A 25408-nucleotide genomic window follows, 5' to 3' on the forward strand; every position below is an offset into this window, starting at 1 on the left:
TCAAGCGCTTGATCCACCTACGCATAATGCTATTTATTTGATAGCAAACCGTACATCCCGGGCTCTGCCGTGGTGGCGAGCGGGCCCGCCCCCTGCCGCCAGCCAGCCGCCCTGCAGCTTCACTTTTGCGCAAAAGTCACTGGTTTTGCGCTTCGCACGCCGTTTATGTGGATAAAGAATTCAAATACAGTGATCTCGTGGTTCTGGCCTGCCATCGGGCCGGAACCGTCGCTTTCGCACAGACCCACCCCTCGTTCCACCGCACACAGAGACATTCCATGACCGACCGCACCACCGTTCACGGCCTGCAAGTGGCCCACTCCCTGCATCGCTTCATCGAAGACCGCGTGCTGCCCGGCACGGGCATCGACTCGGCCGCGTTCTGGTCCGGCTTCGGCGCCATCGTCCGCGACTTGGGCCCGCGCAACATCGCCCTGCTGGCCGAGCGCGACCGCCTGCAGGCCGAGCTGGACACCTGGCACAAGGCCAACCCCGGCCCCATCACCGACATGGTGGCCTACCGCTCCTTCCTGGAAAAGATCGGCTACCTGGTGCCCCAGCCCCAGGGCGTGCAGGCCACCACGGCCAACGTGGACGATGAGCTCGCCACCCAGGCCGGCCCGCAGCTGGTGGTGCCCATCCTGAACGCGCGCTACGCGCTCAACGCCGCCAACGCACGCTGGGGCAGCCTGTACGACGCGCTCTACGGCACCGACGCCATCTCCGAAGAAGGCGGCGCCGAAAAGGGCAAGGGCTACAACCCCGTGCGCGGCGCCAAGGTGATCGCCTTCGCCCGCGACGTGCTCGACCAGGCCGCGCCGCTGGCCAGCGGCTCGCACAAGGACGCCACCGGCTACCGCGTGGCAGGCGGCCAGCTGGTCGTGCAGCTGCAGGGCGATGCCACCACCGGCCTCAAGGATGCCGCCCAGTTCGTGGGCTACCAGGGCGACGCCGCAGCGCCCTCTTCCGTGCTGCTGCGCCACAACGGCCTGCACCTCGACATCCAGATCGACCGCACGACGGCCATCGGCAAGACCGACCCGGCCGGCGTGAGCGACCTGGTGGTGGAAGCGGCCCTCTCCACCATCCTCGACCTGGAAGACTCCGTCGCCGCCGTCGATGCCGAAGACAAGGTGGCCGGCTACGCCAACTGGCTGGGCATCCTGCAGGGCACGCTGACCGAATCCTTCGCCAAGGGCGGCCAGACCGTCACCCGCGGCCTGAACGGCGACCGCATCTACACCGCGCCCGGCGGCAGCGGCGAAGTGCGCCTGCACGGCCGCTCGCTCATGTTCCTGCGCAACGTGGGCCACCTGATGACCAACCCGGCCGTTCTGTGGACCGACGCGCAGGGCACGCAGCGCGAGATCCCCGAAGGCATCCTGGACGCGGTGGTCACCACCACCATCGCGCTCTACGACCTGCAGGGCAAGGGCCAGAACGGCATCCGCAACTCGCGCAAGGGCAGCGTCTACATCGTCAAGCCCAAGATGCACGGCCCGGCCGAAGTGGCCTTCGCCAGCGAACTCTTCGCCCGCGTGGAAAGCCTGCTGGGCCTGCCGGAGAACACCGTCAAGCTGGGCATCATGGACGAGGAACGCCGCACCAGCGTGAACCTGAAGGCCTGCATCGCCGCCGCCTCGGCGCGCGTGGCCTTCATCAACACCGGCTTCCTGGACCGCACCGGCGACGAGATGCACACCGCCATGCAGGCCGGCCCCATGGTGCGCAAGGGCGACATGAAGGCCAGCGCCTGGATCCAGGCGTATGAAAAGAACAACGTGCTGGTGGGCCTGTCGTGCGGCCTGCGCGGCAAGGCGCAGATCGGCAAGGGCATGTGGGCCATGCCCGACCTGATGAAGGCCATGCTGGAGCAGAAGATCGCCCACCCCAAGGCCGGCGCCAACACCGCCTGGGTGCCCAGCCCCACGGGCGCCACGCTGCACGCCCTGCACTACCACCAGGTCAACGTGGCCGAAGTGCAGAAGGAACTGGAAAAGACCAGCGCCGACGCCGAGCGCGACAACCTGCTGACCGGCCTGCTGACCATCCCCGTGTCGCCCAAGCCGCACTGGAGCGAGGCCGAGAAGCAGCAGGAGCTGGACAACAACGCCCAGGGCATCCTGGGCTACGTGGTGCGCTGGGTGGACCAGGGCGTGGGCTGCTCCAAGGTGCCCGACATCCACAACGTGGGCCTGATGGAAGACCGTGCCACGCTGCGCATCAGCAGCCAGCACATCGCCAACTGGCTGCTGCACGGCGTGGTGACCGAAGCCCAGGTGCGCGAGACCTTCGAGCGCATGGCCGCCGTGGTGGACCAGCAGAACGCGGGCGACGCGGCCTATCAGAAGATGGCCGGCCGCTTCGCCGAATCCGCCGCCTACCAGGCCGCCTGCGACCTGGTCTTCAAGGGCGTGGAACAGCCCAGCGGCTACACCGAGCCGCTGCTGCACGCCTGGCGCCTGAAGGTGAAGGCGGGCGCTGCGCGCTGACGCGTACGGCCCGCCGCACACGGGCCTACGGCCGAACGGAAAAGGGCGCCCCGATGGGGCGCCCTTTTTTCATGGCCAGCCGGCGTGTCAAGAGGCGCAGCCCCACTGCAGGAAGTGCGGGAAACGGGGGATAAACGGAGGGTGCCCTTATCCTTTAGGGTTTTCCCTTAGAACGTGTTCACGTTCTGAAAGACTCACCTCCCATTTCCATGAACCTCCATCACTTCTCCATAGGCAAACGCCTGGGTCTGGCATTCGGCCTGATGACGCTGTTCATCATCGGCATGGTGGTTTCCGCCACGGGGCGCCTGCACTCGGTGGCGAACGACACGGCGGTCATGATGAACCTGCCGCTCACCAAGGAACGGCTCATCTCCGACTGGTACCGCACCATCTACAGCAACGTCTCGCGCCACTCCCTGGTGGCGCGCAGCACCGATGCCACGCTGGCCACCCAGTTCACGCAGGAGAACGCCGAGGCGTCGCGCGCATCGACGGCGCAGCAGCAGCAGCTCGCCAAGCTCATCTCGGGCCCGGAGGAGCAGGCGCTGTTCGACCGGGTCGGCGTGCTGCGCCAGCAGTTCATCAAGGCCCGCGACGCGATCTACAAGGCCAAGGCCGAGGGCCGCGCGGAAGATGCCCAGCGCATCCTCGACGCCGAGTTCCTGCCGTCCGGCAAGGGCTATCTGGAGGGGCTGCAGGCACTGCTGGACTTCCAGCGCCAGCAGATCAATGCAGCGGCCCAGTCGGTGCAGAACAACTACGAAGGCGGCCGCAACGCGCTGATCGGGCTGGGCGTGCTGGCCACGGTGGCGGCGATCGCGCTGGCCTGGGCCATCACCCGCAGCGTGACCGGGCCGCTGCACCGCGCCGTCTCGGTGGCCGAATCGGTGGCGGCCGGCGATCTGTCGGTGCGCGCCGAAAGCACCGCGCGCGACGAGGCCGGCCAGCTGCTGCGCGCCCTGGACGCCATGGGCCGGCAACTGAGCGACACCGTCGGCAAGGTGCGCCTCGGCGCGGACAACATCGCCATGGCCTCCAGCGAGATCGCCAACGGCAACCTGGACCTCTCCAGCCGCACCGAAGAGCAGGCCAGCGCGCTGCAGCAGACGGCCGCCTCCATGGAAGAGATGACCGCCACCGTGCGCCGCAATGCCGACAGCGCCGCGCTGGCCGACCAGCTGGCGCGCTCGGCGTCCGAGCTGGCGGTGCGCGGCGGCGACGTGGTGGGCAACGTGGTCAGCACCATGGGCGGCATCCACAGCTCGTCGCGCAAGATCGTGGACATCATCGGCGTGATCGACTCCATCGCCTTCCAGACCAACATCCTGGCGCTGAACGCGGCCGTGGAAGCGGCCCGCGCCGGTGAACAAGGGCGCGGCTTCGCCGTGGTGGCGAGCGAGGTGCGCACCCTGGCCCAGCGCAGCGCCACCGCCGCCAAGGAGATCAAGGCCCTCATCGACGACTCGGTGACGCAGGTGGACGCCGGCAACCGGCTGGTGGAAGAGGCTGGCCAGGTCATCAGCGACGTGGTGGCCGGCGTGCGCCGCGTGACCGACATCGTGGGCGAGATCAGCGCCGCCAGCCAGGAGCAGACGCGCGGGCTGGAGCAGGTGAACCAGGCCGTCACGCAGATGGACCAGGTCACCCAGCAGAACGCGGCGCTGGTGGAAGAAGCGGCCGCTGCCACGGCCTCGCTGGAGGCGCAGTCCGCCCAGCTCGCGCAGGCCGTGGCCGTATTCCGGCTCACTGCATGACGGCTTGACGCCGCGCCCCGCTATCCAAAAGATAGCTGGAGGCACGCATGTAACAAGGGCCAGAGGCCGATATGGCTTGAAGCCCCGCCCCCACCCGGCCTACACTGCCCCCATGCCCGCCGCCGCCGCTCCGACCGACCGCCCCCTGGACCCGACCCGGTGCCCGGTCTGCGGCCAGCGCAACCAGTGCGCCGTCGAGGCCGGCCGGCCCGCAGCGGAATGCTGGTGCATGCAGGCCCCTATGGACCCGGCCGCGCTCGCCGCCATTCCGCCCGCGGCGATAGGCCTGGCCTGCCTCTGCCCGCAATGCGCAGCGGGCGCGCAGGCGGCCTCCGAGGGCGCCGCCGCGGCAGTGCCGCCGATATGATGGCGGGCTGACTTTTCCCTCTCCCACTCCCTCTTTTTTCCATCCGCGAAGGACCGAACCCATGCCTACCTACCACGTCGAAATGCTCGAAGGCCGCACCGTCGAACAGAAGAAGAAGCTGGTCGCCGAGATCACCCGCGTGTCCGTCGAAGTGCTGGGCGGCTCGCCCGATTCGGTGGACGTGCTCATCACCGACGTGAAGCGCGAGAACTGGGCCACCGGCGGCCAGCTCTGGTCGGAAAAGCAGTGAGCATCCCCCTGGGCGGCGCCTGCTGGCATGGGTCACGCCCGCAGCCCAGCACGGGAGCCCGTCCGGCCCATTCCAAGGCATGACATGACCGCATCCGCCGCCCTGCTGCGCGAGCGCTACGGCGAACGCTACCGCTGGCTGCTGCTGCTGTCCGTGATGGTGGGCACGATGGCTTCCATCATGTCCTCCACCATCGTGAACGTGGCCATCCCCGACCTGAGCCACCACTTCGCGCTGGGCCAGGAACGGGCGCAGTGGGTCACCTCCGGCTTCATGGTGGCCACCACCGTGGCCATGCTGACCACGCCCTGGCTGCTGGCGCGCTACGGCTACCGCGCCACCTACGTCGGCTCCATGGTGCTGCTGCTGGCCGGCGGCATCGGCGGCGGCCTGGCCGGCGATTTCAACCTGGTGCTGCTCGCCCGCGTGCTCGAAGGGCTGGCGGCGGGCGTGGTCCAGCCCATCCCGGCGGTCATCATCCTCTATGCCTTCCAGCCCCACGAACAGGGCCGCGCCAGCGGCATCTTCGGCATGGGCGTGGTGCTGGCGCCGGCGATCGGCCCGAGCATCGGCGGCCTGCTGGTGGACTGGTTCGGCTGGCGCTCGATCTTCTTCATGGTGGTGCCGTTCTGCGTCGCCTCCATCGCCCTCGCCTACAAATACGTGCCCGTGAGCAGCCCCGGCGGCCAGGCCGCCAACCGCGCGGGCGAAAGCCTGGACTGGCGCGGCCTGCTGCTGGGCGCGGCGGGCACGCTGTGCCTGCTCAACGGCCTGGTGGCGCTGCGCGGCGGCACGGCGCTGGAAGCGGCCGGCCTGCTGCTGGCCGCGCTGGCGGCGCTGCTGGCCTTCCTCTGGTGGCAGCGCCGGCTGCAGCAGCAGGGCCGCCGCCCGCTGATGGACCTGCGCATCTTCCAGTTCCGCCCCTTCGCCATGGGCAGCATCGTGGCCTTCATCTACGGCACGGCGCTGTTCGGCTCCACCTACCTGCTGCCGGTGTTCATGCAGCTCGGGCTGCAGCTGTCGGCCTCGCACGTGGGCACCATCATGCTGCCGGCCGGCATCGTGCTGGCGCTCACCATTCCGCTGGTCGGCCGCATGGCCGACACGAAGCCCACGCACCTGCTGGTCAGCATCGGGCTGGCGCTGCTGGCGCTCTCCTTCGGCCTGATGCTGCTGGTGGATCTGCACAGCGGCCTCTGGATGCTGGTGGCCTTCGCCGTGCTGGGCCGCATCGGCCTGGGCTTCATCCTGCCCTCGCTCAACCTGGGCGCCATGCGCCCGCTGGACAAGCCGCTGATCTCGCAGGGCTCCAGCGCCATCAGCTTCGTGCGCATGCTGGGCGGCGCGGCCGGCGTGAGCCTGTGCGGCATCGTGCTCGAATGGCGCGTCGCCGCGCACGGCGATTCGCTGCGCCTGGCAGCCAGCAGCCCCGCGCGCATCGCCGCCTTCGGCGAAACCTTCCTGCTCCTGACCGCCCTGTGCCTGCTGGCGCTGGTCGCGGCCTGGCAGCTGCGCGCTCCGCCCAGGGGCGACTGAGCCCGCCCTTCTTCGTCTTCTTCGATTTTTCTGGAAAGCGCCGCCCACCCGCCATGTGCCAATTGCTCGGAATGAACGCCAACACGCCGACCGACGTGACCTTCAGCTTCAGCGGGTTCGCGCAGCGCGCCGGCAACACCGCCGACCATTCGGACGGCTGGGGCATCGCCTTCTTCGAGGACCGGGGCCTGCGCCATTTCGTGGACCACCAGCGCGCGGTCGATTCGCCGGTGGCCGAGCTGATCCGCCGCTACCCCATCCGCAGCCAGAACGTGATCGCGCACATCCGCAAGGCCACGCAGGGCAGCGTGGCGCTGCAGAACTGCCACCCGTTCGTGCGCGAGCTCTGGGGCCGCTACTGGGTGTTCGCCCACAACGGCGACCTGAAGGACTTCCGCCCGCGCCTGCACGCGCACTTCAAGCCCGTGGGCAGCACCGACAGCGAGCACGCCTTCTGCTGGATCATGCAGGAGCTGTCCAAGTCGCATGCGGGCGTGCCCAGCATCGCCGAGCTGACGCTCACGCTCAAGGAGCTGGCCGCGCAGATCGCGCCGCACGGCACCTTCAACTTCCTGCTGTCGAACGGGCAGGCGCTCTGGGCGCATGCCTCCACCTCGCTCTTCTACATCCAGCGCCAGTACCCGTTCTCCCAGGCGCAGCTGTGCGACGAAGACCTGCGCATCGACTTCTCGGCCCACACCACGCCCAGCGACAAGGTGGCGGTGGTGGTGACGGCGCCGCTCACCACCAACGAGGAATGGACCGCCTTCGAGCACGGCGAGCTGCGCGTCTTCGTGGACGGCGAGTGCCTGCCCCGGCTGGGCTGATCACCCTCTACAGCCGCCGCGGCTGACCCGGAGCGGGCCAGCAAGCGGCAACGGCAACGGCAACGGCAGCGGGAAAGAGGGCCGCGTGCCGCGCCGCCCTCAGCCCAGCGGCTTCCAGACCGGCGGTTCGGGCTCGGGCAGCAGCACCTGCGCGTAGGCGGACGGCCGCATCATCATGGCTTCGCGCTGGCGCTGGCGCTTGATCTCTCGGGGCTTGGGCTTGTCGGGCTGATGGCGATACGTCTTGGACATGGCGTTCTCCCGTGGGTGCATGGCATCCATTAAAAAAAGCCCGGGAATGCGCAGTTGTCGGACACGGCCGCTGCTGCGGATCGGACACGCTGGCGCAGCGATCCAAACCGCCGCTGCCTGCGTACACGGCACATCCGAAAACCGCTCCACACACGAGGTACTCCATGGCTATCGCCGCCGCCATCCGCTGGGTCGAACAAGGCCGGGTACCGGCCCCCCTCGTGCGCCAGGGCATCCGCCGGCTGCTGCGCCAGCGGCTGGCCTCGCTGCACAGCGGCGACGCCGAGTTCACGGCCGAGGCCACCCGGGCCTTCCTCGCCGAGATGCGCCAGGCCGATCTGGCCCTGGTGCCCGAAAAAGCCAACGAGCAGCACTACGAGGTGCCCGAGATCTTCTTCGGCCGCGTGCTGGGCCCGCACCGCAAGTACAGCTGCGGCTACTGGCCCGCGGAGAACACCACGCTGGAGCAGTCCGAAGCCCGCGCGCTGGAGCTGAGCTGCGCGCACGCCGGCCTGGAAGACGGCCAGGACGTGCTGGAGCTGGGCTGCGGCTGGGGCTCGCTCACGCTGTGGATGGCGCAGCGCTACCCGCACAGCCGCATCACCGCCGTCTCCAACTCGCACTCGCAACGCACCTACATCCAGGCGCAGGCCCAGGCGCGCGGCCTGGACAACGTGCGCATCATCACCTGCGACTTCAACGTGTTCGACACCGAAGAGCGCTTCGACCGCATCGTCTCCATCGAGATGTTCGAGCACCTGCGCAACTGGCCCCGCGCCTTCGCCCACGTGGCGCGCTGGCTGCGGCCCGGCGGGCGCTTCTTCATGCACGTCTTCGCCCACCGCGAGGCGCCCTACCCCTTCGTGGTGCAGGACGAGAGCGACTGGATGAGCCAGCACTTCTTCTCCGGCGGCATGATGCCCAGCGACGATCTGGCCCTGCACTGCCAGCAGGACCTGCTGCTGCTGGACCGCTGGCGCTGGGACGGCACCCACTACCAGCGCACGGCCGAGGCCTGGCTGGCGCAGATGGATGCGCAGCGCAACGCGCTGATGCCGCTCTTCGAGGCCACCTACGGCGAGGACGCCGCCATCTGGTGGGTGCGCTGGCGGCTCTTCTTCCTCTCGGTGGCGGAGCTTTTCGGCTACGCCGATGGCCAGCAGTGGTGGGTCACCCACTATCTCTTCAGCAAGCGCTGACAGACCGCGAACGCCCCCTTTGAGGACACTCCAGGCCATGACCGAACCGCTTTCCACCGCCCTGGCCGGCCTCGCCTGGATCGCCCTGCTGGGCTTGGCCACCTGGGTGGCGAGCCTGCTGCGCCATGACGCGAGCCTGATCGACCGCGTCTGGGGCCCGTGCATCGGCGGCGCAGGCTGCGTCTATCTGGCGCTGCAGCCCGCGCCCGGCGCACGGGGCCTCGCCATGGTGGCGCTGGGCGCGGCCTGGGCGCTGCGGCTCGCCGCCTTCATCACCTGGCGCAACTGGGGCCACGGCGAAGACCGGCGCTACCAGGAGATCCGCGCGCGCAACCAGCCGCATTTCGACTGGCGCAGCCTCTATCTCGTCTTCGGGCTGCAGATGCTGCTGGCCTGGATCGTCTCGGCCCCGTTCTTCGCCGGCGTGCGCAGCGACGCGCCGCTGGGCCCGCTGGACATCGCCGGGCTGGCGCTCGCCGCCTTCGGCATCGTCTTCGAGGCCGTGGGCGACGCGCAGATGGCGCGCTTCAAGGCCGACCCCGCAAACCGCGGCCAGGTCATGGACCGGGGCCTCTGGCGCTACACGCGCCACCCCAACTACTTCGGCGAAGCCTGCCTGTGGTGGGGCCTCTGGTGCGTGGCCCTGGCCGGCGCCGGCTGGGCCGCCGCGTGGACGGTGGTCTCGCCCCTGCTCATGACGGTGCTGCTGCTGCGCGTCTCCGGCGTGGCCCTGCAGGAAAAGGACATGGCCGAGCGCCGCCCCGCCTACCGCGACTACATCGCCCGCACCAATGCCTTCGTGCCCGGGCCGCCCCGGCGCAGCTGACCGCATCGTTCTCCGACCTATCCGCCACTCCAGCCCAGAAAGCCACGCCATGATCCGCACCTTCGCCACCGCCTACGGCAGCTTCGCCGTGGTCTTCCTCGCCATGGACGCCGTCTGGCTGACCGTGATGGCCGACCGGCTCTACCGCCCCTCCATCGGGCACCTGATGCGCGCAGATGGCTTCAGCACGGCCCCTGCCGTGCTCTTTTACGTGCTGTACGTGGCCGGCGCCGTGGCGTTCGCGGTGCGCCCGGGCCTGGAAAGCGGCAGCGCGGCCGTCGCCCTGGGCTGGGGCGCCCTGCTGGGCCTGCTGGCCTATGCCACCTACGACCTCACCAACCAGGCCACGCTGCGCGACTGGCCCTGGCAGGTGACCATCGCCGACCTGTGCTGGGGCAGCTTCGTCACGGCCGTGGCCTCGGGCGCGGCGTGCTACGCGGCCCTGCGGTGGGGATCGAACTGAAAACGCCCGGCGCCCGGCTGAAATGAGAATCCCGGCGCAAGGGCCGGGACGTTATGTGGGAGCGCGGGCTGATGCCCAGCCGCTCCCGATCCTCCGCGCTACATGCCGACCAGGCCGCCGATCGTGCGGGCGATGACGCCGTCGAAGAGCAGGCGGCCATCCACGCTGGCCAGGCAGATGCACATGCCGTCTTCGGCCACCACGGGCTGGTGGTGGATGTCGCCGGCGGCGGAATCGAAATCGCCGGCACCGAAGCTGGCCCGGCCATCGTCGAAGCGGCCGTAGAGCACCTGGGTCATCTCCAGGTCGCTATGGGTGTGGGTGGGCAGGCGCTTGCCGGCGCCGATGCGCAGCAGGAACAGCTTGGCCGCCGGGTCCTGGGGCACGGTGACCCGGCTCCAGTACATGCCCGGGCCCATCCAGCGCCAGCCGGTGGCGCTGCAGCCTTCCAGGGCCGCCGGCCAGGGCGTGCCGGGCGGCAGGGCCGGGCGCCGGGGCGCGGCCGAAGCCGCCTGCGGCAGCGGGGCGGATGTGCCGGGGGTGGCATCGATCGCGGCCAGCGCCCGTGCCAGCGCATCGGGTGCGAGCGCGGCCGGAGAGGCCGCCTCCAGCAGCGCGCCGCCCAGGGCTTCGTATTCGCGGACCCGCTCGCGGCAGCGCGGGCAGGACTCCAGGTGACTGGCCACCACCAGTGCGGGGCCCGTCGGCAGCTGCCCGGCGGCATGGGCCAGCAGCAGTGCGTCTTCAGGATGGTGACGGATCTTCATGGCTCGAGAGCGCCGAGCAGCCGGCGCAGGTGATTGACGGCAAGCCGCACGCGCGACTTCACGGTGCCCAGCGGAATGCCCAGTTCTTCGGCGATGCGGGCGTGCGGGTGTTCCTCGAAGAACGACAGACGCACGATCTTCGCCTGCTCGTCGGAGAGCTGGCGCATGGCCTCGCGCACGCGGATTTCGCGCTCCCGGGTGCTGAGCAGTTCATCGGGCTGCGGGCTTTCGTCGCGCAGCGCCTCGGCTTCGCCCTCGTCGGCATCGGCCCCGATGGCCAGGCCCTTGCGGCGCAGATGGTCCACCCGCAGGTTGCGCGCGATGGTGAAGATCCAGGTGGAGACCCCGGCGTGGCTGGGGTCGTAGAGCACGGCCTTGCGCCAGACGCTGACCATGGTTTCCTGCACCAGATCCTCGGCCAGCGCCTCGGACGTGCCCAGCCGCATGAGGTAGGCCTTCACGCGGGGTGCGAAATGCTTGAACACGGCGGCGAAGGCCTGCCGGTCCTGCCGGGCGGCCACGGCCTGCAGCCAGGAGCTCAATTCATCGCCGTTCGGCGGTGCGCCGCGAGGTTGCTGGGTGGTCACGATCGACAGGTAAGGCGGCCGTGACCTTGCCGCCTGGGCAGGCCATTCTGACGGCTGAGGAACGGTAGTCATGCTGCTGTTACGCAACGCTCGGCGCATTAGATCACAGCAACTTCCAGCCTGCAGGCAGGGCTTGCGCTCAGCCGAAACGCAGCGCCGCCACCCCGGCCACGATCACCGCCGTGCCCAGGGCGCGCTGCGCGCCGAAGGGCTCGCGCAGCCACAGGGTGCCGATGACGGCGGCGAAGAGCACAGAAGTTTCCCTGAGCGCCGCCACCGCCGCCACGGGCGCGCGCGTCATGGCCCAGAGGGCGATACCGTAGCTGCCCAGCGACGCGGCCGTGCCCAGCGCCGCGATGCGCCAGCGACCCGCCATGTAGCGCAGGGCGGCGCGGCGCTCGCCCTCGCCCTTGCGCTGGTGGAGCACCAGCAGCAGGTAGGGCAGGCCGTCGAACAGGAAGAGCGCCGCCACATAGCCCAGGGCGTTGCCCGAGGCACGCGCGCCCAGGCCGTCGATCACGGTATAGAGCGCGATGATGGCGGCGTTCGCCAGGGCGAAGCGCAACGCCTTGCCGCGGTCGCCGCCGCCCTGCAGGCTGGCCGGCGACAGCCCCAGCATCAGCACGCCCGCGCAGATGCCCGCCACGCCCCACCAGGCGCGGCCCGAGAGCGCCTCGCCGATGAAGGCCTGGCTGGAGAGCGCCACCAGCAGCGGCGCACAGCCGCGCATGACCGGATAGGTCAGCCCCAGGTCGCCATGCCGGTAGGCGCCGGCCAGCGCCGCGTAGTAGCCGATATGCACCACCGTGGAGGCGGCGATGTAGGGCCACGCGGCCGGGTCCGGCAGCCCCGTGGCGGCCAGCAGCGGCACCGCCGCCACGCAGCCCAGGCTGTGGATGAGGGCCGTGTCCAGGGCCTTGTCGGTGGCCGACTTGATGAGCGCGTTCCAGCATGCGTGCAGCAGCGCGCCGCACAGCACGGCCAGGACGACGCCGCCCGGCAGGCTCATGAGGCCGCCGCGGTGGTGGCCGGCGCCTTGCGCACCGGCTTGCGCGGAGCGGCCTCCGGGGCAGCGCTGGCGCCCGCATCGGCGCCGGCTGCGGTGCGGCGGCTGGCCTCCAGCGTGCGGGCACGGCTGTTCATCACATGCTGGAACATGGCCTGGCCGGCGGCCTCGGGCTCGCCCGAGGCGATGGCCTTGACGATCTGCTTGTGCTCGCGCGCATAGACGGCCATGGACTCGTCGTTCAGGTTGCGGCGGCGGTAGAGCGAGAGTTCCTTGACCAGCTTGCGGTAGGTGGCCACCAGCTTGGCGTTGCCGGCCAGCTCCAGCAGCCGGTCGTGGAAGGCGAGGTTGGTGCGGTGGAAATCCTGCGCTTCGCCGGCCTTGGCGGCGCGGTCCATCGCATCGGCCAGCTGGCGCAGCTCGCGCACCTGGGCCGGCGTGGCGGTTTCGGCCAGCTTGCGGCCGACGTAGAGGTCCATCACGGCGCGCACCTCGAAGATCTCCAGCGCCTCTTCGACGGACACGTCGCGCACGAACACGCCGCGGTTCTTCTCGGTGCGCACCAGGCCGGCCTCTTCGAGCATGCGGAAGGCTTCGCGCACCGGCCCGCGCGAGACGCCGAGCCGGTCGGCCAGCGTGGCTTCGGTCAGCTTGGCGCCCGGCGCCAGCTCGCCGTCGAGGATCAGCCGCTCGATCTCGGTCTGCACCAGGCCGGCGAGCGAGTTGCTCTGCAGCTGCGCGATGTCCGGCAGCGGCGATGTCTTTCGTTCCGTCATGGGGCGGAATGCTACGTCCAAAACCCAGATTGTCTGCAATCTGCAAAAAACAATCTTCCATTGGCCCGGGCTTTGACACGCTCCCGTCATCGGCGCAAAGGACATTGCGGGCTTTCCTACCAGGAGTTCGCCATGCGTTCGCTCAAGCTTTTCACGGCCCTTGCCATCGGCCTCGTCAGCGCCACGGGCGCGCTGGCGCAAAAGACCCAGCTCACCGTCTATACCGCGCTGGAAACCGACCAGATCAAGGCCTACCAGACGGCCTTCAACAAGGTCGAGCCCGACATCGAGATCAAGTGGGTGCGCGATTCGACGGGCGTCATCACCTCCAAGCTGCTGGCCGAAAAGGCCAACCCGCAGGCCGACGCCGTGTGGGGCGTGGCAGCCTCCAGCATGGCGCTGTTCGAGCAGCAGGGCATGCTGCAGCCCTACGCGCCGCTGAACCTCGACGCGGTGATGCCACAGTACCGCGACAAGAAGAACCCGCCCGCCTGGGTCGGCATGGACGTGTTCGGCGCCGTGGTGTGCTTCAACACCGTCGAAGCCAGGAAGAAGGGCATTCCCGTGCCCACGACCTGGAAGGACCTGCTCAAGCCCGAATACAAGGGCCAGGTGGTGATGCCCAACCCGGCCTCTTCGGGCACCGGCTATTTCGACGTGGCCGCCTGGCTGCAGCTCTGGGGCGACGATGCCGGCCAGGGCGGCGGCTGGAAGTACATGGACGCGCTGCACCAGAACATCGCCCAGTACACCCACTCCGGCTCCAAGCCCTGCAACATGGCCGCCGCCGGCGAATACGTGGCCGGCATCTCGTTCGAATACCGCGGCTACACCAACAAGGCCAAGGGTGCGCCCATCGAGCTGGTGTTCCCCAAGGAAGGCCTGGGCTGGGACCTGGAAGCCTTCGGCATCTACAAGGGCACGCCCAAGATGGCGGCCGCCAAGAAGCTGGCCGACTGGGCCACGTCCAAGGACGCGATGATGCTCTACGGCAAGAACTTCGCCGTCACCGCGCAGCCGGGTGTGGCGCCCAAGTTGGCGGGCATTCCGGCCGACTACGAAGCGCGCCTGATCAAGATGGACTTCGAGAAATCCGCCGCGAACCGCGAGCGCATCCTGGCCGAGTGGACCCGCCGCTACGACGCCAAGAGCGAGGCCAAGAAGTGATGAACGCGCCGGCAGCGCGCGCCTTCGGCGTGGAGCGCAGCGCCGGCGCGGGCGCGGCCTCCGCCATGCCCTCCACCACGGCAGCCACGCCGGCCGCCGCAGGCCACCTGCGGCTCGAAGGCATCCACAAGCGCTTCGGCGCCTTCACTGCGCTGGAAGAGATCGACCTCGCCATCGGCCGGGGCGAATTCGTCTGCTTCCTCGGCCCCTCGGGCTGCGGCAAGACCACGCTGCTGCGCATCATCGCCGGGCTGGAGGCGCAGACGCGTGGCCGGCTCTGGCAGGGCGGGCGCGAGATCTCGCAGCTGCCGCCCGCGCAGCGCGACTACGGCATCGTGTTCCAGTCGTACGCGCTGTTCCCCAACCTGAGCGTGGCGGACAACGTGGCCTATGGCCTCGCCAACCGCCGGCAGCCGCGCGCGGCGATCCAGGCGCGGGTGGAGGAATTGCTGCAGCTCGTCGGCCTGCCGGGCAGCGGCGGCAAGTACCCGGCGCAGATGTCCGGCGGCCAGCAGCAGCGCGTGGCGCTGGCGCGGGCGCTCGCCACCTCGCCCGACCTGCTGCTGCTGGACGAGCCGCTCTCCGCGCTCGACGCCATCGTGCGCGTGCACCTGCGCAAGGAGCTGCGCGCCCTGCAGCGCCGCCTGGGCGTGACCACCATCATGGTCACGCACGACCAGGAAGAGGCGCTCACGCTCGCCGACCGCATCGTGGTCATGAACCACGGCGTGATCGAGCAGGTGGGCACGCCCCTGCAGATCTACCGCGAGCCGGCCTCGCCCTTCGTGGCGGACTTCGTGGGCAAGGCCAACCGCCTGCGCGCGGTGGCCGAGGGCGACCGCTGGTTCCGCTGCGGCAGCCTGCGCCTGCGATGCGCCGAGGGCCACGGCGCCGAAGGCCTGGCCGCCGGCAGCGAGGCCTGGCTCTACCTGCGGCCCGAAGACCGCATCATCGAACGCCTCTCGTCCGGCCAGCCCGGGCTCTGCGCGGGCACCGTGCAGCGGCTCGAATTCCTGGGCGGCACCTGCCTGGCGGAGCTGGACGTGGAGGGCCTGCCCGGCCAGCCCCTGCAGCTGCAGTTCTCGCTCAACCAGATGGACGAGTTCGGCGTGCAGGAAGGCCGCCGCCTGGAATTCGCCCTGCGCGAAGACCGGCTGCGCGCCTTCGCGCTGCCGCGCCAGCACTGACCCAGGCCGACGACATGCCCGCCCTGCCCCTCCCCACCCCGCAGCGCGCCGCGGCGGCGGCGCCCCGGCCGCGCACGGCCTGGAGCGACCGGCTCGCGCAGGCCGCGCTGCTGGCCCTGATCGCACTGCTCTGCGTGGGCCTGCTCGGGCCCCTGGCGGCCGGACTGGGCCAGGCCTTCGTGCCCGCCGCCGCAGGCAGCAGCTCCGGCGACGCCTTCGCCGACTACCTGCGCTCGCCCGCGCTGCTGCAAAGCCTGGCCAACAGCCTGCAGGTGTCGCTGCTGACGACCGCCATCGTCATCCCGCTGGCCTTCGCCTTCGCCTATGCGCTCACGCGCAGCTGCATGCCGTTCAAGCGCCTGCTGCGCGGCATCGCGCTGCTGCCGCTGCTGGCGCCGTCGCTGCTGTCGGCCATCGCGCTCATCTACTGGTTCGGCAACCAGGGCCTCGCGCGCGAGGCCTGGCGGGCGCTGGGCTTCGACGGCATCTACGGCGCGCCGGGCATCGTGCTGGCCGAGTGCTTCGCCACCTTCCCGCATGCGCTCATGATCCTCACGACCGCGCTGGCCCTGGCCGATGCGCGCCTCTACGAAGCGGCCGACGCCATGGGCACGCGCCCGCTGCGGCGCTTTCTCACCATCACGCTGCCGGGCGCCAAGTACGGCCTCGTCTCCGCCGCGCTGGTGACGTTCACGCTCGCCATCACCGACTTCGGCATCCCCAAGGTGGTGGGCGGCAACTTCAACGTGCTGGCCACCGACGTGTTCAAGCTGGTCATCGGCCAGCAGGACTTCCGGCGCGGCGCGGTGGCCTCCCTGCTGCTGCTGGCGCCCGCCGTGCTCACCTTCTGCATCGACCACCTGGTGCGGCGCCGGCAGGCCGCCGCGCTGGGCGCGCGCGCCGTGGCGCTGGCGCCGCGCCCGCAGCCGGCCTTCGACGCCGCCATGGCCGCGTTCTGCGGGCTCGTCGCGCTGCTGATGCTGGCGATGTTCGGCATGGCGGTGTTCGCCTCGCTGGCCACGCTCTGGCCCTACAACCTCGCGCCCAGCTGGGAGCATTACGCCTCGGGCCTGGTCGATGCGGAGATGGGCGATGCGCTCGTCAACAGCCTGGTGCTCGCGGCGGCCACCGCCGTCTGCGGCACGGCGGCGGCCTTCGCGGGCGCCTACCTGCAGGAGAAGCTGCCGGGCCTGGCAGCGCTGCGCACGCTGCTGCGCCTGCTCGCCATGCTGCCCATGGCCGTGCCCGGGCTGGTGCTGGGCCTGGGCTACATCTTCTTCTTCAACGCGCCGGGCAATCCGCTGCACGGGCTCTACCAGACCATGGCGCTGCTGGTGCTGTGCACGGTGGTGCATTTCTATACCACCGGCCATCTCACGCTGGTGACCGCGCTGCGCGCCATCGACGGCGAATTCGAGGCCGTCTCCGCATCGCTCAAGGTGCCGTTCTACAAGACGCTCTGGCGCGTCACGCTGCCGATCTGCCTGCCCGCGCTGCTGGACGTGGCGCGCTACTTCTTCGTGAACGCGATGACCACCGTCTCGGCCGTGGTGTTCCTCTACGCGCCGCAGACGCGGCCGGCCTCGGTCGGCATCCTGAACCTGGACGACGCGGGCGACACGGCCGGCGCCGCCGCCATGGCGGTGCTGGTCTCGGCCGTCTCCATCGCAGCCAGCCTGATCTTCCTGCTCGCGGGCCGCTGGGCGGAGCGCCGCACCCAGCGCTGGCGGGCGCGCTGACGCGCCGCCCATCCCACGCCTTCACACCACCCACCCGCATGCAAGCACCGCACTCTTCAATGCATTACGACCTGATCGTCGTCGGCGCCGGCATCGTCGGCCTGGCGCACGCCTATACCGCCGCGCGCAACGGGCTGTCGGTCTGCGTGATCGACAAGGACGCCGCCTGCGTCGGCGCCTCCATCCGCAACTTCGGCTTCGTCACCGTCACCGGCCAGGGCGCGGGCGACACCTGGCGGCGCGCGCGGCGGGCGCGCGAGATCTGGGGCGAGATCGCACCCCAGGCCGGCATCGACATCGTCCACCAGGGACTCTGGCTCACGGCCCAGCGGCCCCAGGCCTTGAGCGTGCTGCAGGAATTCATGGCGACGGAGATGGCCGAGGGCTGCGAGCTGCTATCGCCGCAGGAGGCCGCGCTCCGCGCCCCGGCGCTGCGGCTGGACGGCGCGCACGGGCCGGCGCAGGCCGTGCTCTACAGCCCGCACGAGGCGCGGGTGGAATCGCGCACCGCCATCGGCCTGCTGGCCCGCTGGCTGGCGCAGGCGCACGGCGTCGCCTTCCGCTTCGGCGAGCAGGTGCTGGAAGTCGCCACGCCCCGCGTGCGCACCGCACGCGCCACGCTGCATGCCGCGCGCGTGGTGGTCTGCACCAATGCCGAGCTGGGCGGGCTGCTGGCCGACCGCATCGCGCCCCACGGGCTGCGCCTGTGCCAGCTGCACATGCTGCGCGTGGAGCCACCCCGGGGCCTCCTGCTGCCCGGCGCGGTGATGGGCGACCTGAGCCTGGTGCGCTACCACGGCTACAGCCGCCTGCCCGCCGCCCAGGCGCTGCACGCGCAGCTCGAAGCGGAAGAAGGTGAATCGCTGGCCCACGGCATCCACCTGATCGTGGTGCAGAGCGCCGACGGCTCGCTGGTGGTGGGCGACTCCCACCACTACGGCCCGGTGGTCGAACCCTTCGCCGACGACCGCGTGGACGCGCTGATCCTGCGCCATCTGCAAGAAGCCCTGCACCTGCCCGAATTCCGCGTGACCCAGCGCTGGCTGGGAACCTACCCCTCATCGCCCGCCACCGACTGCCTGATCGACGCGCCCGACGAGGCCACGCGCCTCGTCCTCGTCACCAGCGGCACGGGCGCCAGCACCGCCTTCGGCATCGCCGAGGAAGTCTTCGCATCCTGGTGACACCGACGCCCCCATGACCACACCCAGCACTCCCCCGCTTCGCCTGCAGGCCGTCGTCTTCGACTGGGCCGGCACCCTCGTCGATTTCGGCTCCCTCGCCCCCATGGGCGCCTTCGTGCGGCTCTTCGCGCAGTTCGGCGTGCAGATCAGCACCGCCGACGCCCGCGGCCCCATGGGCATGGCCAAGTGGGACCACATCCGGGCCCTGGGCCGCCTGCCCCACGTGGCCGCGCAGTGGCAGGCCCGGCACGGCCGGCCGTTCGGCGATGCCGACGTGGACCATCTGCACGAGGTCTTCACGCCCATGAACGCCGCCGTCATCCCCGAGCATGCGGACTTCATTCCGGGCGCGCTCGATACCGTGGCCGAGCTGCGCGCCCGGGGTCTGAAGATCGGCTCCACCACCGGCTACAACCGGCCGATCATGGAGGTGCTCTCGCCCATCGCACGCGCCGCGGGCTACGTGCCCGACAACCTGGTCTGCGCGGGCGACCTGGCCGCCGGCCGGCCCTCGCCGCTCATGATGTACCGCTGCTTCGCCGACCTGGGCGTGTGGCCCGCCGCCACCGTGGCGAAGGTGGACGACACCGGCGTGGGCGTGCAGGAAGGCACGGCCGCGGGCAGCTGGGCCGTGGGCCTGGCCATCAGCGGCAACGCGGCCGGCCTCTCGCTGCCCGAATGGAACGCGCTCGATGCCGCAGCGCAGCAGCGGGTGCGCGAGCGGGCCACGGCCGAGCTGCGCGCCGCCGGCGCGCACTACGTGATCGACACCGTGGCGGACCTGCTGCCCGTGCTGGACGACATCGGCGCCCGCCTTGCGCGGGGCGAAACGCCGCCTGCCGGCCCACCCCAGGGCACCTGAAGAGCTGCTGCCTAGCGCCTTCGGGGCGCCCGTCAGTCCCGGGAATACCCTGCCACACGCGCGCCCGATCAGTTGACGAATGTCAAGAAATGAGCACCCCGCCGTGATACGGTGGGCCGCTTTCAACCAAGCTCAAAGCTGGAGGATCGCCGTGCATTTCTTCAAGAACGTTCGACTGGGCACCATGCTCGGCACCGGCTTCGCCATCGTGATCGCGATCGGCCTTCTGGTCGCCGCCTACGGACGCGTCCAGCTCGGGCAGACCGGCTCCAACCTCCAGGTCCTGTCGCGCGACCGGCTCGACATCCTGCTGCAGCTCCAGCAGATCAAGGACAACACCAATGTCGTCACCCGCGCCGTGCGCAACCTCGCCCTGCTGGACGACACGGCGGCCATGGCCGAAGAGAAGAAGCGGCTTGACAGCGTGGTCGCCGAGACATCGCAGCTGATGAGCGCCCTGCGCGAGCGCGTGCGCACCCCCGAGGGCCGCGCGCTCATGGACCAGATCGCCCAGGCACGCCCACAATTCCTCACCTCGATGGAAAAGGCCGCGAAGCTCGGCCTCGCCAATGACATGGTCGCCGCGCGCGGCGTGGTGCTCGGCGAGATGCGCATCGCGCAGAACGTGTATTTCAAGGCGGTGGAGGACATGATCGCCTACCAGCGCAAGACGACCACCGACATGGCGGAAACCTCCAGCAGCGAAGCGCTCTCCGCCGGCAACACCATGCTCGTGCTGGCCGCGCTGGGCGCGCTGGTGGCCTGGTCGATCACGCGCCGCGTGAAGGGCCAGCTGGGCGGCGAGCCCGCCTATGCCGCGCAGATCGCCCAGGAGGTCTCGCGCGGCAACCTCGCCGTCGCGGTCGATCTGCGGCCGGGGGATTCCTCCTCCGTGCTCGCCGCCATGGGCGCCATGCGCAGCAACCTCGCGCAGGTCGTCTCCGAGGTGCGCCACAGCAGCGAATCCATCGCCACCGGCGCCTCGCAGATCGCCGCCGGCAACGCCGACCTGAGCCAGCGCACGGAAGAGCAGGCCTCCAACCTGCAGCAGACCGCCGCCTCGATGGAGGAGATGAACTCCACCGTCAAGCAGAACGCGGAAACCGTGCGCACCGCATCGCAGCTGGCGTCCTCCGCCAGTGCCACCGCCGCGCGCGGCGGAGACGTGGTGGGCAACGTGGTTCGCACCATGGACGAGATCACCGCCAGCTCGCGCAAGATCGCCGACATCATCGGCGTGATCGACGGCATCGCCTTCCAGACCAACATCTTGGCGCTGAACGCCGCGGTGGAAGCCGCCCGTGCGGGCGAGCAGGGCCGCGGCTTCGCCGTGGTGGCCTCGGAAGTGCGCAGCCTGGCGCAGCGCTCGGCGCAAGCGGCCAAGGAGATCAAGGACCTGATCGGCGAGAGCGTCTCCAAGGTGGAAACCGGCTCCCAGCTCGTGGGCACGGCCGGCGCAACCATGGGCGAGATCGTGGATCAGGCCCGCCGCGTGGCCGACCTGATCGCCGAGATCGGCGCCGCCACCCATGAACAGGAACAGGGCATTTCCCAGGTCAGCGACGCCGTCAACCAGCTCGACCAGGTGACGCAGCAGAACGCGGCGCTGGTGGAGGAATCCGCCGCCGCGGCCGACAGCCTGAACACGCAGGCCGCCCGCCTCGTCAAGCTGGTCAGCGTCTTCCAGGTCGATGCAGCCACCTCCCAGGCCGTCATCGCCCAGGCCCAGTCCCGCAGCCGCGACACGGCCCGCGCCGCGTCCGCCGTGCTGCAGCAGGTCAAGGCGGCAACGCCTGCGGCCCCGCGCCGCACCGCGCCCGCCATCGCCGCCCCGGCACCTGCCGCCGCTCCGCCAGCAGGGGACGGGACACGCGACGGCTGGGAAAGCTTCTGAGCCTCCGCGCATAGCCTCAACGGCAGCCCCGCGGCCCCGCCCCGGCGGTGGCCGCGGAGCACGGAAAAACCGGCAACAATGCCGTGGCCGGCAGGAGGTGCCGGCCACGGGCATCCGGACAGGGATGGATGGCGTGATGCAGCCCCACCAATCCAAAATGGCGCAGCCTTCGTACAACAGCCATGCCGCATCCGGAATTCCCTCTCACCACACCCCTGCCCTCCGGCCAGGCCCTGCTGCCGGAAGCGCTCGATGTGGCCGTCATCGGCAGCGGCATCTCGGGCCTCTCGGCCGCCTGGCTGCTCTCGCAGCGCCACCGGGTCACCCTGTTCGAGGCCGATGGCCGCCCGGGCGGGCACAGCCACACGGTGGACGTGCCCGATCCCGACGGCAGCCCCGTGCCCATCGACACCGGCTTCATCGTCTATAACGAATCGGCCTACCCGAACCTGACGGCGCTCTTCAAGCACCTGGACGTCGAGACCGTGGCGACCGACATGTCGTTCGCGGTCAGCCTGGACCGCGGCGCGCTGGAGTACAGCGGCACGGGCCTGGCCGGGCTGTTCGCCCAGCGCCGCAATCTGGCGAGCCCGCGCTTCTGGCGCATGCTGGCCGACCTGGTGCGCTTTTACCGGCAGGCGCCGCGGCTGGCGCCACAGCAGGGACTGATGTCGCTCGACGCCTTCCTGGACCGCCACGGCTACAGCCGCGCCTTCCGCGAAGACCACCTCTACCCCATGGCCGCGGCCATCTGGTCCACCGCCGCGCAGCGCGTGGGCGACTATCCCGTGGAAGCCTTCGTGCGCTTCTGCGAGAACCACCACCTGCTGAACCTGGGCGCGCGCCCCGCCTGGCGCACGGTGCGGGGCGGCAGCCGCAACTACGTGCAGCGCCTGACGGCCGCGCTGGGCCCCAACGGCCTGCAGCTGGGCAACGCGGCCGTGGAAGTGCGCCGCAGCGCCGATGGCGTGTTCGTGCGCACGGCCGATGCCGTGGAGTCGCGCCGCTTCGACCAGGTGGTGGTCGCCACCCACGCCGACCAGGCGCTGCGCCTGCTGCCGCAGGCAAGCGCGGACGAGGCGCGCCTGCTCGGCGCCTTCCGCTACAGCCACAACCGTGCCGTGCTGCATACCGACCCCAGCCTGATGCCCGGGCGCCGCGCGGTCTGGTCCAGCTGGAACTATCTGGCCGAACGTGGCCAGGACGAAGGCCTGTGCGTGAGCTACTGGATGAACCGCCTGCAGCCCCTGCCCGCGGGACGCGACTGGTTCCTGACCCTGAACCCGCTGCACGAGCCGCGGGCCGGCCACCTCGTGCACGCGCAGAGCTACGAGCACCCGCTGTTCGACGCGCAGGCCATGAGCGCCCAGCGCGAGCTCTGGTCGCTGCAGGGCCGGCAGCGCACCTGGTTCTGCGGCGCGTATTTCGGCTCCGGCTTCCATGAAGACGGGCTGCAGGCCGGCCTCGCGGTGGCCGAAGCCCTGGGCGGCGTGCGCCGCCCCTGGACCGTGCCGGAGGAATCCGGCCGCATCCACCTGGCGCCCACGGGAGCGCGAGCCGCATGACGACGGACACCGGCACCGGCATGTCGGCCCTCTACAGCGGCCCGGTCATGCACCAGCGGCTGCAGCCGCGGCGCCACCGGCTGCGCTACCGGGTCTATTCGCTGCTGCTGGACCTGGACGAGCTGCCCGCGCTGGATCGGCGCCTGCGCTGGCTGTCGGTGGGCCGCTTCAATCTCTTCAGCTGGCACGAGCGCGACCATGGCGACGGCACGCCAGGCGGGCTGCGCGCCTACATCGATTCGCAGCTGCAGGCGGCAGGATGTCGCGCTGGCGGGAAGGTCCAGCTGCTGACCATGCCGCGCATCCTGGGGTATGCCTTCAATCCTCTCAGCGTCTATTTCTGCCATGCGCCCGGCGACAGGCGGCTCGAGGCCATCTTCTACGAGGTCAACAACACCTTCGGCGAGCGCCACAGCTACCTGCTGCCCGTGGCGGGCGAAGCCGAAGCCGCCTCCGGCCTGGTCCGGCAGACCTGCCGCAAGGACTTCCACGTCTCGCCCTTCCTGGGCCTGGACATGCACTACGACTTCCGCGTGCTGCCGCCCGCCGCGCACCGGCCCGACCTGCGCCTGCACATCGACGCGCGCGGCCCCGAAGGCGTCATGCTGACCGCCACCCTGCAAGCCCGGCGGCAGCCCCTCACCGACGCGGCCCTGCTGCGCGCCTTCTTCACGCACCCGCTGCTCACGCTGAAGGTGATCGCTGCCATCCACTGGGAAGCGCTCAAGCTGGTCGCCAAGGGCATCAAGCTGCACCGCAAGCCGCCACCGCCCGCCCATCCCGTGAGCACCGGGAAGGTGTGAACGCCTGACTCCCCACGCCCCACACATCCGCCGACTGCCATGCAACTTCCCTCGCCCCCTCCCTCCGAGCTCAACACCTCGCAGCCGCGCGGACGCCGGCTGGGCGCGCTGAGCGACGGGCTGGCCTCGCCGCTGCGCGGCCTGCTGGACAAGCTGCTGCGCCACCTGCAGATCGGCACGCTCGCCATCACCCTGCCCAACGGCGACACGCTGGAAGCGCACGGCACGACGCCGGGCCCGCGCGGCCTGATGACGCTGCACCGCTGGCGCCCGGTGTGGCGCATGCTGACCAGCGGCGACATCGGCCTGGCCCGGGCCTACCGCGACGGCGACTGGTCCACGCCCGACCTCACGGCCCTGCTGGAAGTGGGCATCCGCAACGAAGCCGCTTGGGGCACGGCCCTGCATGCCAGCGCCCCGGCCCGCCTGCTGCACCGCATGGCGCACGCGCTGCGCCGCAACACCCGCAGCGGCAGCCGCGACAACATCTCCTTCCACTACGACCTGGGCAACGACTTCTACGCCGAATGGCTGGACGCGACCATGCTCTATTCCAGCGGCATCCATCCGACGGGCACCGAGTCGCTGGAAGCCGCGCAGGAGGCCAAGCTGCGCCGCATCGTCGAGCTGCTGGCGCTGCAGGACGACTCGCGCGTGCTGGAGATCGGCTGCGGCTGGGGCGCGCTGGCCGAGCGCATCGCGCACGAAGCGCCGCGCGGCCACGTCTCCGGCCTGACGCTCTCCACCGAACAGCTGCGCCACGCCCAGCAGCGCGTGCAGTCGGCCGGCGTGGGCCGGCGGGTGGATCTGCGCCTGCAGGACTACCGCGACGAACAGGGCGAATACGACCGCATCGTCTCCATCGAGATGATCGAAGCCGTGGGCGAAGCCTACTGGCCCACCTACTTCGACACGCTCAAGGGCCGCCTGCGCGCCGGCGGCGTGGCCGTGGTGCAGGCCATCACCATCGCGCAGGACCAGTTCGCGCGCTACCGCGTCGAGCCGGACTTCATCCAGCGCTTCATCTTCCCGGGCGGCATGCTGCTCACGCACGACATCATCCGCACGCAGGCCGAGCGCGCCGGGCTGCGGCTGGTGCAGAGCGAGACCTTCGGCGCCAGCTACGCGCTCACGCTGGCCGAGTGGCGCCATCGCTTTCTGCGCGCCTGGCACCGCATCGAGGCCCTGGGCTTCGACGAGCGGTTCCGCCGCCTCTGGGTGTACTACCTCTGCTACTGCGAGGCCGGCTTCAAGACCGGGCGCGTGGACGTGGGGCTCTACACCCTGGCCCACGCCGACTGAGGCGAGCACGACGCCTGCGGCGGCGGCGCCCGAGCCGCTATAACCTGTGCCCTCGACAGCACAGGAATTCCACCACCGCATGAGCGCTCCTTACGACGAAGCCGGCCACCTGATCCGCCGCGCCCACCAGCTGGCCGTGGCCACCTTCCACGACACCCACGGCCGCGAGGTCACCCCGGTGCAGTACGCGCTGCTGCGCGCGCTGGAGGACGCGCCAGGCATCGACCAGGTGACGCTGGCCGGCAAGGTGGCGCTGGACACCTCCACCACCGCCGACATCGCCACCCGCCTCGAAGCCAAGGGCTGGATCGTGCGCGAGCTGCTCGCGCGGCGCCAGCGCGCCCTGCGACTCACGGCCGAAGGCGAAGCCGTGCTCGCGCAGATGCAGCCCCGCGTGCAGCCCATGCAGCACGAGCTGATGGCGGCGCTCGCACCCGAGGAGCGCACCGAGCTCCTGCGCCTGCTGCGCAAGCTCGTGGGACTGGAAGAAACAGCGGAAACCAAGGGAAAGCCCGCATCCTGACCCCCTTCCCTTGATACGCGGCAAGGGCCAGAATCCGCATCATTCAGCATACTGAATGACGTAGATCAAACCCCACA

General features: G+C 70.3%; 24 protein-coding genes. 19 read left to right on the plus strand and 5 right to left on the minus strand.

What is annotated here, in order from left to right; all coding sequences use genetic code 11:
- The first annotated feature begins 278 nt into the window (after nt 1-278).
- The 6 genes from BM070_RS18945 to BM070_RS18970 all read left to right on the plus strand — a co-directional run bounded on the left by BM070_RS18945 (nt 279) and on the right by BM070_RS18970 (nt 7229).
- Nucleotides 279-2492 (plus strand): malate synthase G, encoded by a 2214-nt coding sequence (locus BM070_RS18945; protein ID WP_092940911.1) that lies wholly within the window; start codon nt 279-281, stop codon nt 2490-2492.
- Between the two features lie 209 nt (nt 2493-2701).
- Nucleotides 2702-4249, plus strand: a complete 1548-nt coding sequence (locus BM070_RS18950; protein WP_092940912.1) for a methyl-accepting chemotaxis protein — start codon at nt 2702-2704, stop codon at nt 4247-4249.
- A gap of 112 nt (nt 4250-4361) precedes the next feature.
- Nucleotides 4362-4616, plus strand: a complete 255-nt coding sequence (locus tag BM070_RS18955) for a cysteine-rich CWC family protein (RefSeq protein WP_092940913.1) — start codon at nt 4362-4364, stop codon at nt 4614-4616.
- A 7-nt stretch (nt 4617-4623) separates the two neighbouring features.
- Nucleotides 4624-4866: a 4-oxalocrotonate tautomerase gene (locus BM070_RS18960; RefSeq protein WP_281245468.1), complete on the plus strand. Its 243-nt coding sequence runs from the start codon at nt 4624-4626 to the stop codon at nt 4864-4866.
- Nucleotides 4867-4950: 84 nt separating this feature from the next.
- The gene (locus tag BM070_RS18965) at nt 4951-6402 is read left to right on the plus strand and encodes a DHA2 family efflux MFS transporter permease subunit (RefSeq protein WP_092940915.1); all 1452 of its coding nucleotides are present in this window, start codon (nt 4951-4953) and stop codon (nt 6400-6402) included.
- Between the two features lie 53 nt (nt 6403-6455).
- Complete coding sequence (locus tag BM070_RS18970) at nt 6456-7229, plus strand: class II glutamine amidotransferase (protein WP_092940916.1); 774 nt, start codon at nt 6456-6458, stop codon at nt 7227-7229.
- A 99-nt stretch (nt 7230-7328) separates the two neighbouring features.
- On the opposite strand, the gene BM070_RS24880 is transcribed toward BM070_RS18970, so the two are convergent.
- Nucleotides 7329-7481 carry a hypothetical protein gene (locus tag BM070_RS24880; RefSeq protein WP_175518548.1) on the minus strand — a complete coding sequence of 51 codons (153 nt, stop codon included), beginning with the start codon at nt 7479-7481 and terminating at the stop codon, nt 7329-7331.
- Nucleotides 7482-7645: 164 nt separating this feature from the next.
- Between BM070_RS24880 and BM070_RS18980 the strand changes: the two genes are divergently transcribed.
- The 3 genes from BM070_RS18980 to BM070_RS18990 are packed head-to-tail and all read left to right on the plus strand — an operon-like array spanning nt 7646 to nt 9969.
- Entirely contained in the window at nt 7646-8680 is a 1035-nt protein-coding gene (locus BM070_RS18980) for an SAM-dependent methyltransferase (protein WP_092940918.1), read from the plus strand.
- Between the two features lie 37 nt (nt 8681-8717).
- The gene (locus tag BM070_RS18985) at nt 8718-9506 is read left to right on the plus strand and encodes a DUF1295 domain-containing protein (RefSeq protein ID WP_092940919.1); all 789 of its coding nucleotides are present in this window, start codon (nt 8718-8720) and stop codon (nt 9504-9506) included.
- A 49-nt stretch (nt 9507-9555) separates the two neighbouring features.
- Entirely contained in the window at nt 9556-9969 is a 414-nt protein-coding gene (locus BM070_RS18990) for a DUF2177 family protein (protein ID WP_092940920.1), read from the plus strand.
- Between the two features lie 98 nt (nt 9970-10067).
- On the opposite strand, the gene BM070_RS18995 is transcribed toward BM070_RS18990, so the two are convergent.
- The 4 genes from BM070_RS18995 to BM070_RS19010 all read right to left on the minus strand — a co-directional run bounded on the left by BM070_RS18995 (nt 10068) and on the right by BM070_RS19010 (nt 13105).
- Entirely contained in the window at nt 10068-10736 is a 669-nt protein-coding gene (locus tag BM070_RS18995; RefSeq protein WP_092940921.1) for a ChrR family anti-sigma-E factor, read from the minus strand.
- Nucleotides 10733-11323, minus strand: a complete 591-nt coding sequence (locus BM070_RS19000; RefSeq protein ID WP_245785300.1) for a sigma-70 family RNA polymerase sigma factor — start codon at nt 11321-11323, stop codon at nt 10733-10735. Before BM070_RS19000 ends, BM070_RS18995 begins: the two co-directional genes overlap by 4 nt.
- A gap of 139 nt (nt 11324-11462) precedes the next feature.
- Nucleotides 11463-12332 carry an EamA family transporter gene (locus tag BM070_RS19005; RefSeq protein ID WP_092940923.1) on the minus strand — a complete coding sequence of 290 codons (870 nt, stop codon included), beginning with the start codon at nt 12330-12332 and terminating at the stop codon, nt 11463-11465.
- Nucleotides 12329-13105, minus strand: a complete 777-nt coding sequence (locus tag BM070_RS19010) for a phosphonate utilization associated transcriptional regulator (protein ID WP_092940924.1) — start codon at nt 13103-13105, stop codon at nt 12329-12331. Before BM070_RS19010 ends, BM070_RS19005 begins: the two co-directional genes overlap by 4 nt.
- Nucleotides 13106-13237: 132 nt before the next feature.
- Between BM070_RS19010 and BM070_RS19015 the strand changes: the two genes are divergently transcribed.
- The 10 genes from BM070_RS19015 to BM070_RS19060 all read left to right on the plus strand — a co-directional run bounded on the left by BM070_RS19015 (nt 13238) and on the right by BM070_RS19060 (nt 25331).
- On the plus strand, nt 13238-14272 hold the full coding sequence (locus BM070_RS19015; protein ID WP_092940925.1) for a putative 2-aminoethylphosphonate ABC transporter substrate-binding protein: 1035 nt from the start codon (nt 13238-13240) through the stop codon (nt 14270-14272).
- A 65-nt stretch (nt 14273-14337) separates the two neighbouring features.
- Nucleotides 14338-15459: a putative 2-aminoethylphosphonate ABC transporter ATP-binding protein gene (locus tag BM070_RS19020; RefSeq protein ID WP_092940990.1), complete on the plus strand. Its 1122-nt coding sequence runs from the start codon at nt 14338-14340 to the stop codon at nt 15457-15459.
- Nucleotides 15460-15473: 14 nt separating this feature from the next.
- A complete protein-coding gene (locus tag BM070_RS19025; RefSeq protein WP_092940926.1) occupies nt 15474-17198 on the plus strand; it encodes a putative 2-aminoethylphosphonate ABC transporter permease subunit in 1725 nt (574 codons plus the stop codon).
- A 38-nt stretch (nt 17199-17236) separates the two neighbouring features.
- Complete coding sequence (locus BM070_RS19030; RefSeq protein ID WP_092940927.1) at nt 17237-18382, plus strand: TIGR03364 family FAD-dependent oxidoreductase; 1146 nt, start codon at nt 17237-17239, stop codon at nt 18380-18382.
- Between the two features lie 13 nt (nt 18383-18395).
- Nucleotides 18396-19244: a phosphonoacetaldehyde hydrolase gene (phnX, locus tag BM070_RS19035; RefSeq protein ID WP_092940928.1), complete on the plus strand. Its 849-nt coding sequence runs from the start codon at nt 18396-18398 to the stop codon at nt 19242-19244.
- Between the two features lie 151 nt (nt 19245-19395).
- Nucleotides 19396-21138 (plus strand): methyl-accepting chemotaxis protein, encoded by a 1743-nt coding sequence (locus BM070_RS19040; protein WP_175518549.1) that lies wholly within the window; start codon nt 19396-19398, stop codon nt 21136-21138.
- Between the two features lie 182 nt (nt 21139-21320).
- The gene (locus BM070_RS19045) at nt 21321-22703 is read left to right on the plus strand and encodes an NAD(P)/FAD-dependent oxidoreductase (protein WP_175518550.1); all 1383 of its coding nucleotides are present in this window, start codon (nt 21321-21323) and stop codon (nt 22701-22703) included.
- Entirely contained in the window at nt 22700-23506 is an 807-nt protein-coding gene (locus BM070_RS19050; RefSeq protein WP_175518551.1) for a DUF1365 domain-containing protein, read from the plus strand. The genes BM070_RS19045 and BM070_RS19050 overlap by 4 nt, the downstream gene beginning before the upstream one ends.
- A gap of 39 nt (nt 23507-23545) precedes the next feature.
- Complete coding sequence (locus BM070_RS19055; protein ID WP_092940929.1) at nt 23546-24808, plus strand: SAM-dependent methyltransferase; 1263 nt, start codon at nt 23546-23548, stop codon at nt 24806-24808.
- A 79-nt stretch (nt 24809-24887) separates the two neighbouring features.
- On the plus strand, nt 24888-25331 hold the full coding sequence (locus tag BM070_RS19060) for a MarR family winged helix-turn-helix transcriptional regulator (protein ID WP_092940930.1): 444 nt from the start codon (nt 24888-24890) through the stop codon (nt 25329-25331).
- Nucleotides 25332-25408 lie beyond the last annotated feature (77 nt).

Origin of the sequence: Paracidovorax wautersii (assembly GCF_900113035.1) — a bacterium.
Taxonomy (GTDB): domain Bacteria; phylum Pseudomonadota; class Gammaproteobacteria; order Burkholderiales; family Burkholderiaceae_C; genus Paracidovorax; species Paracidovorax wautersii.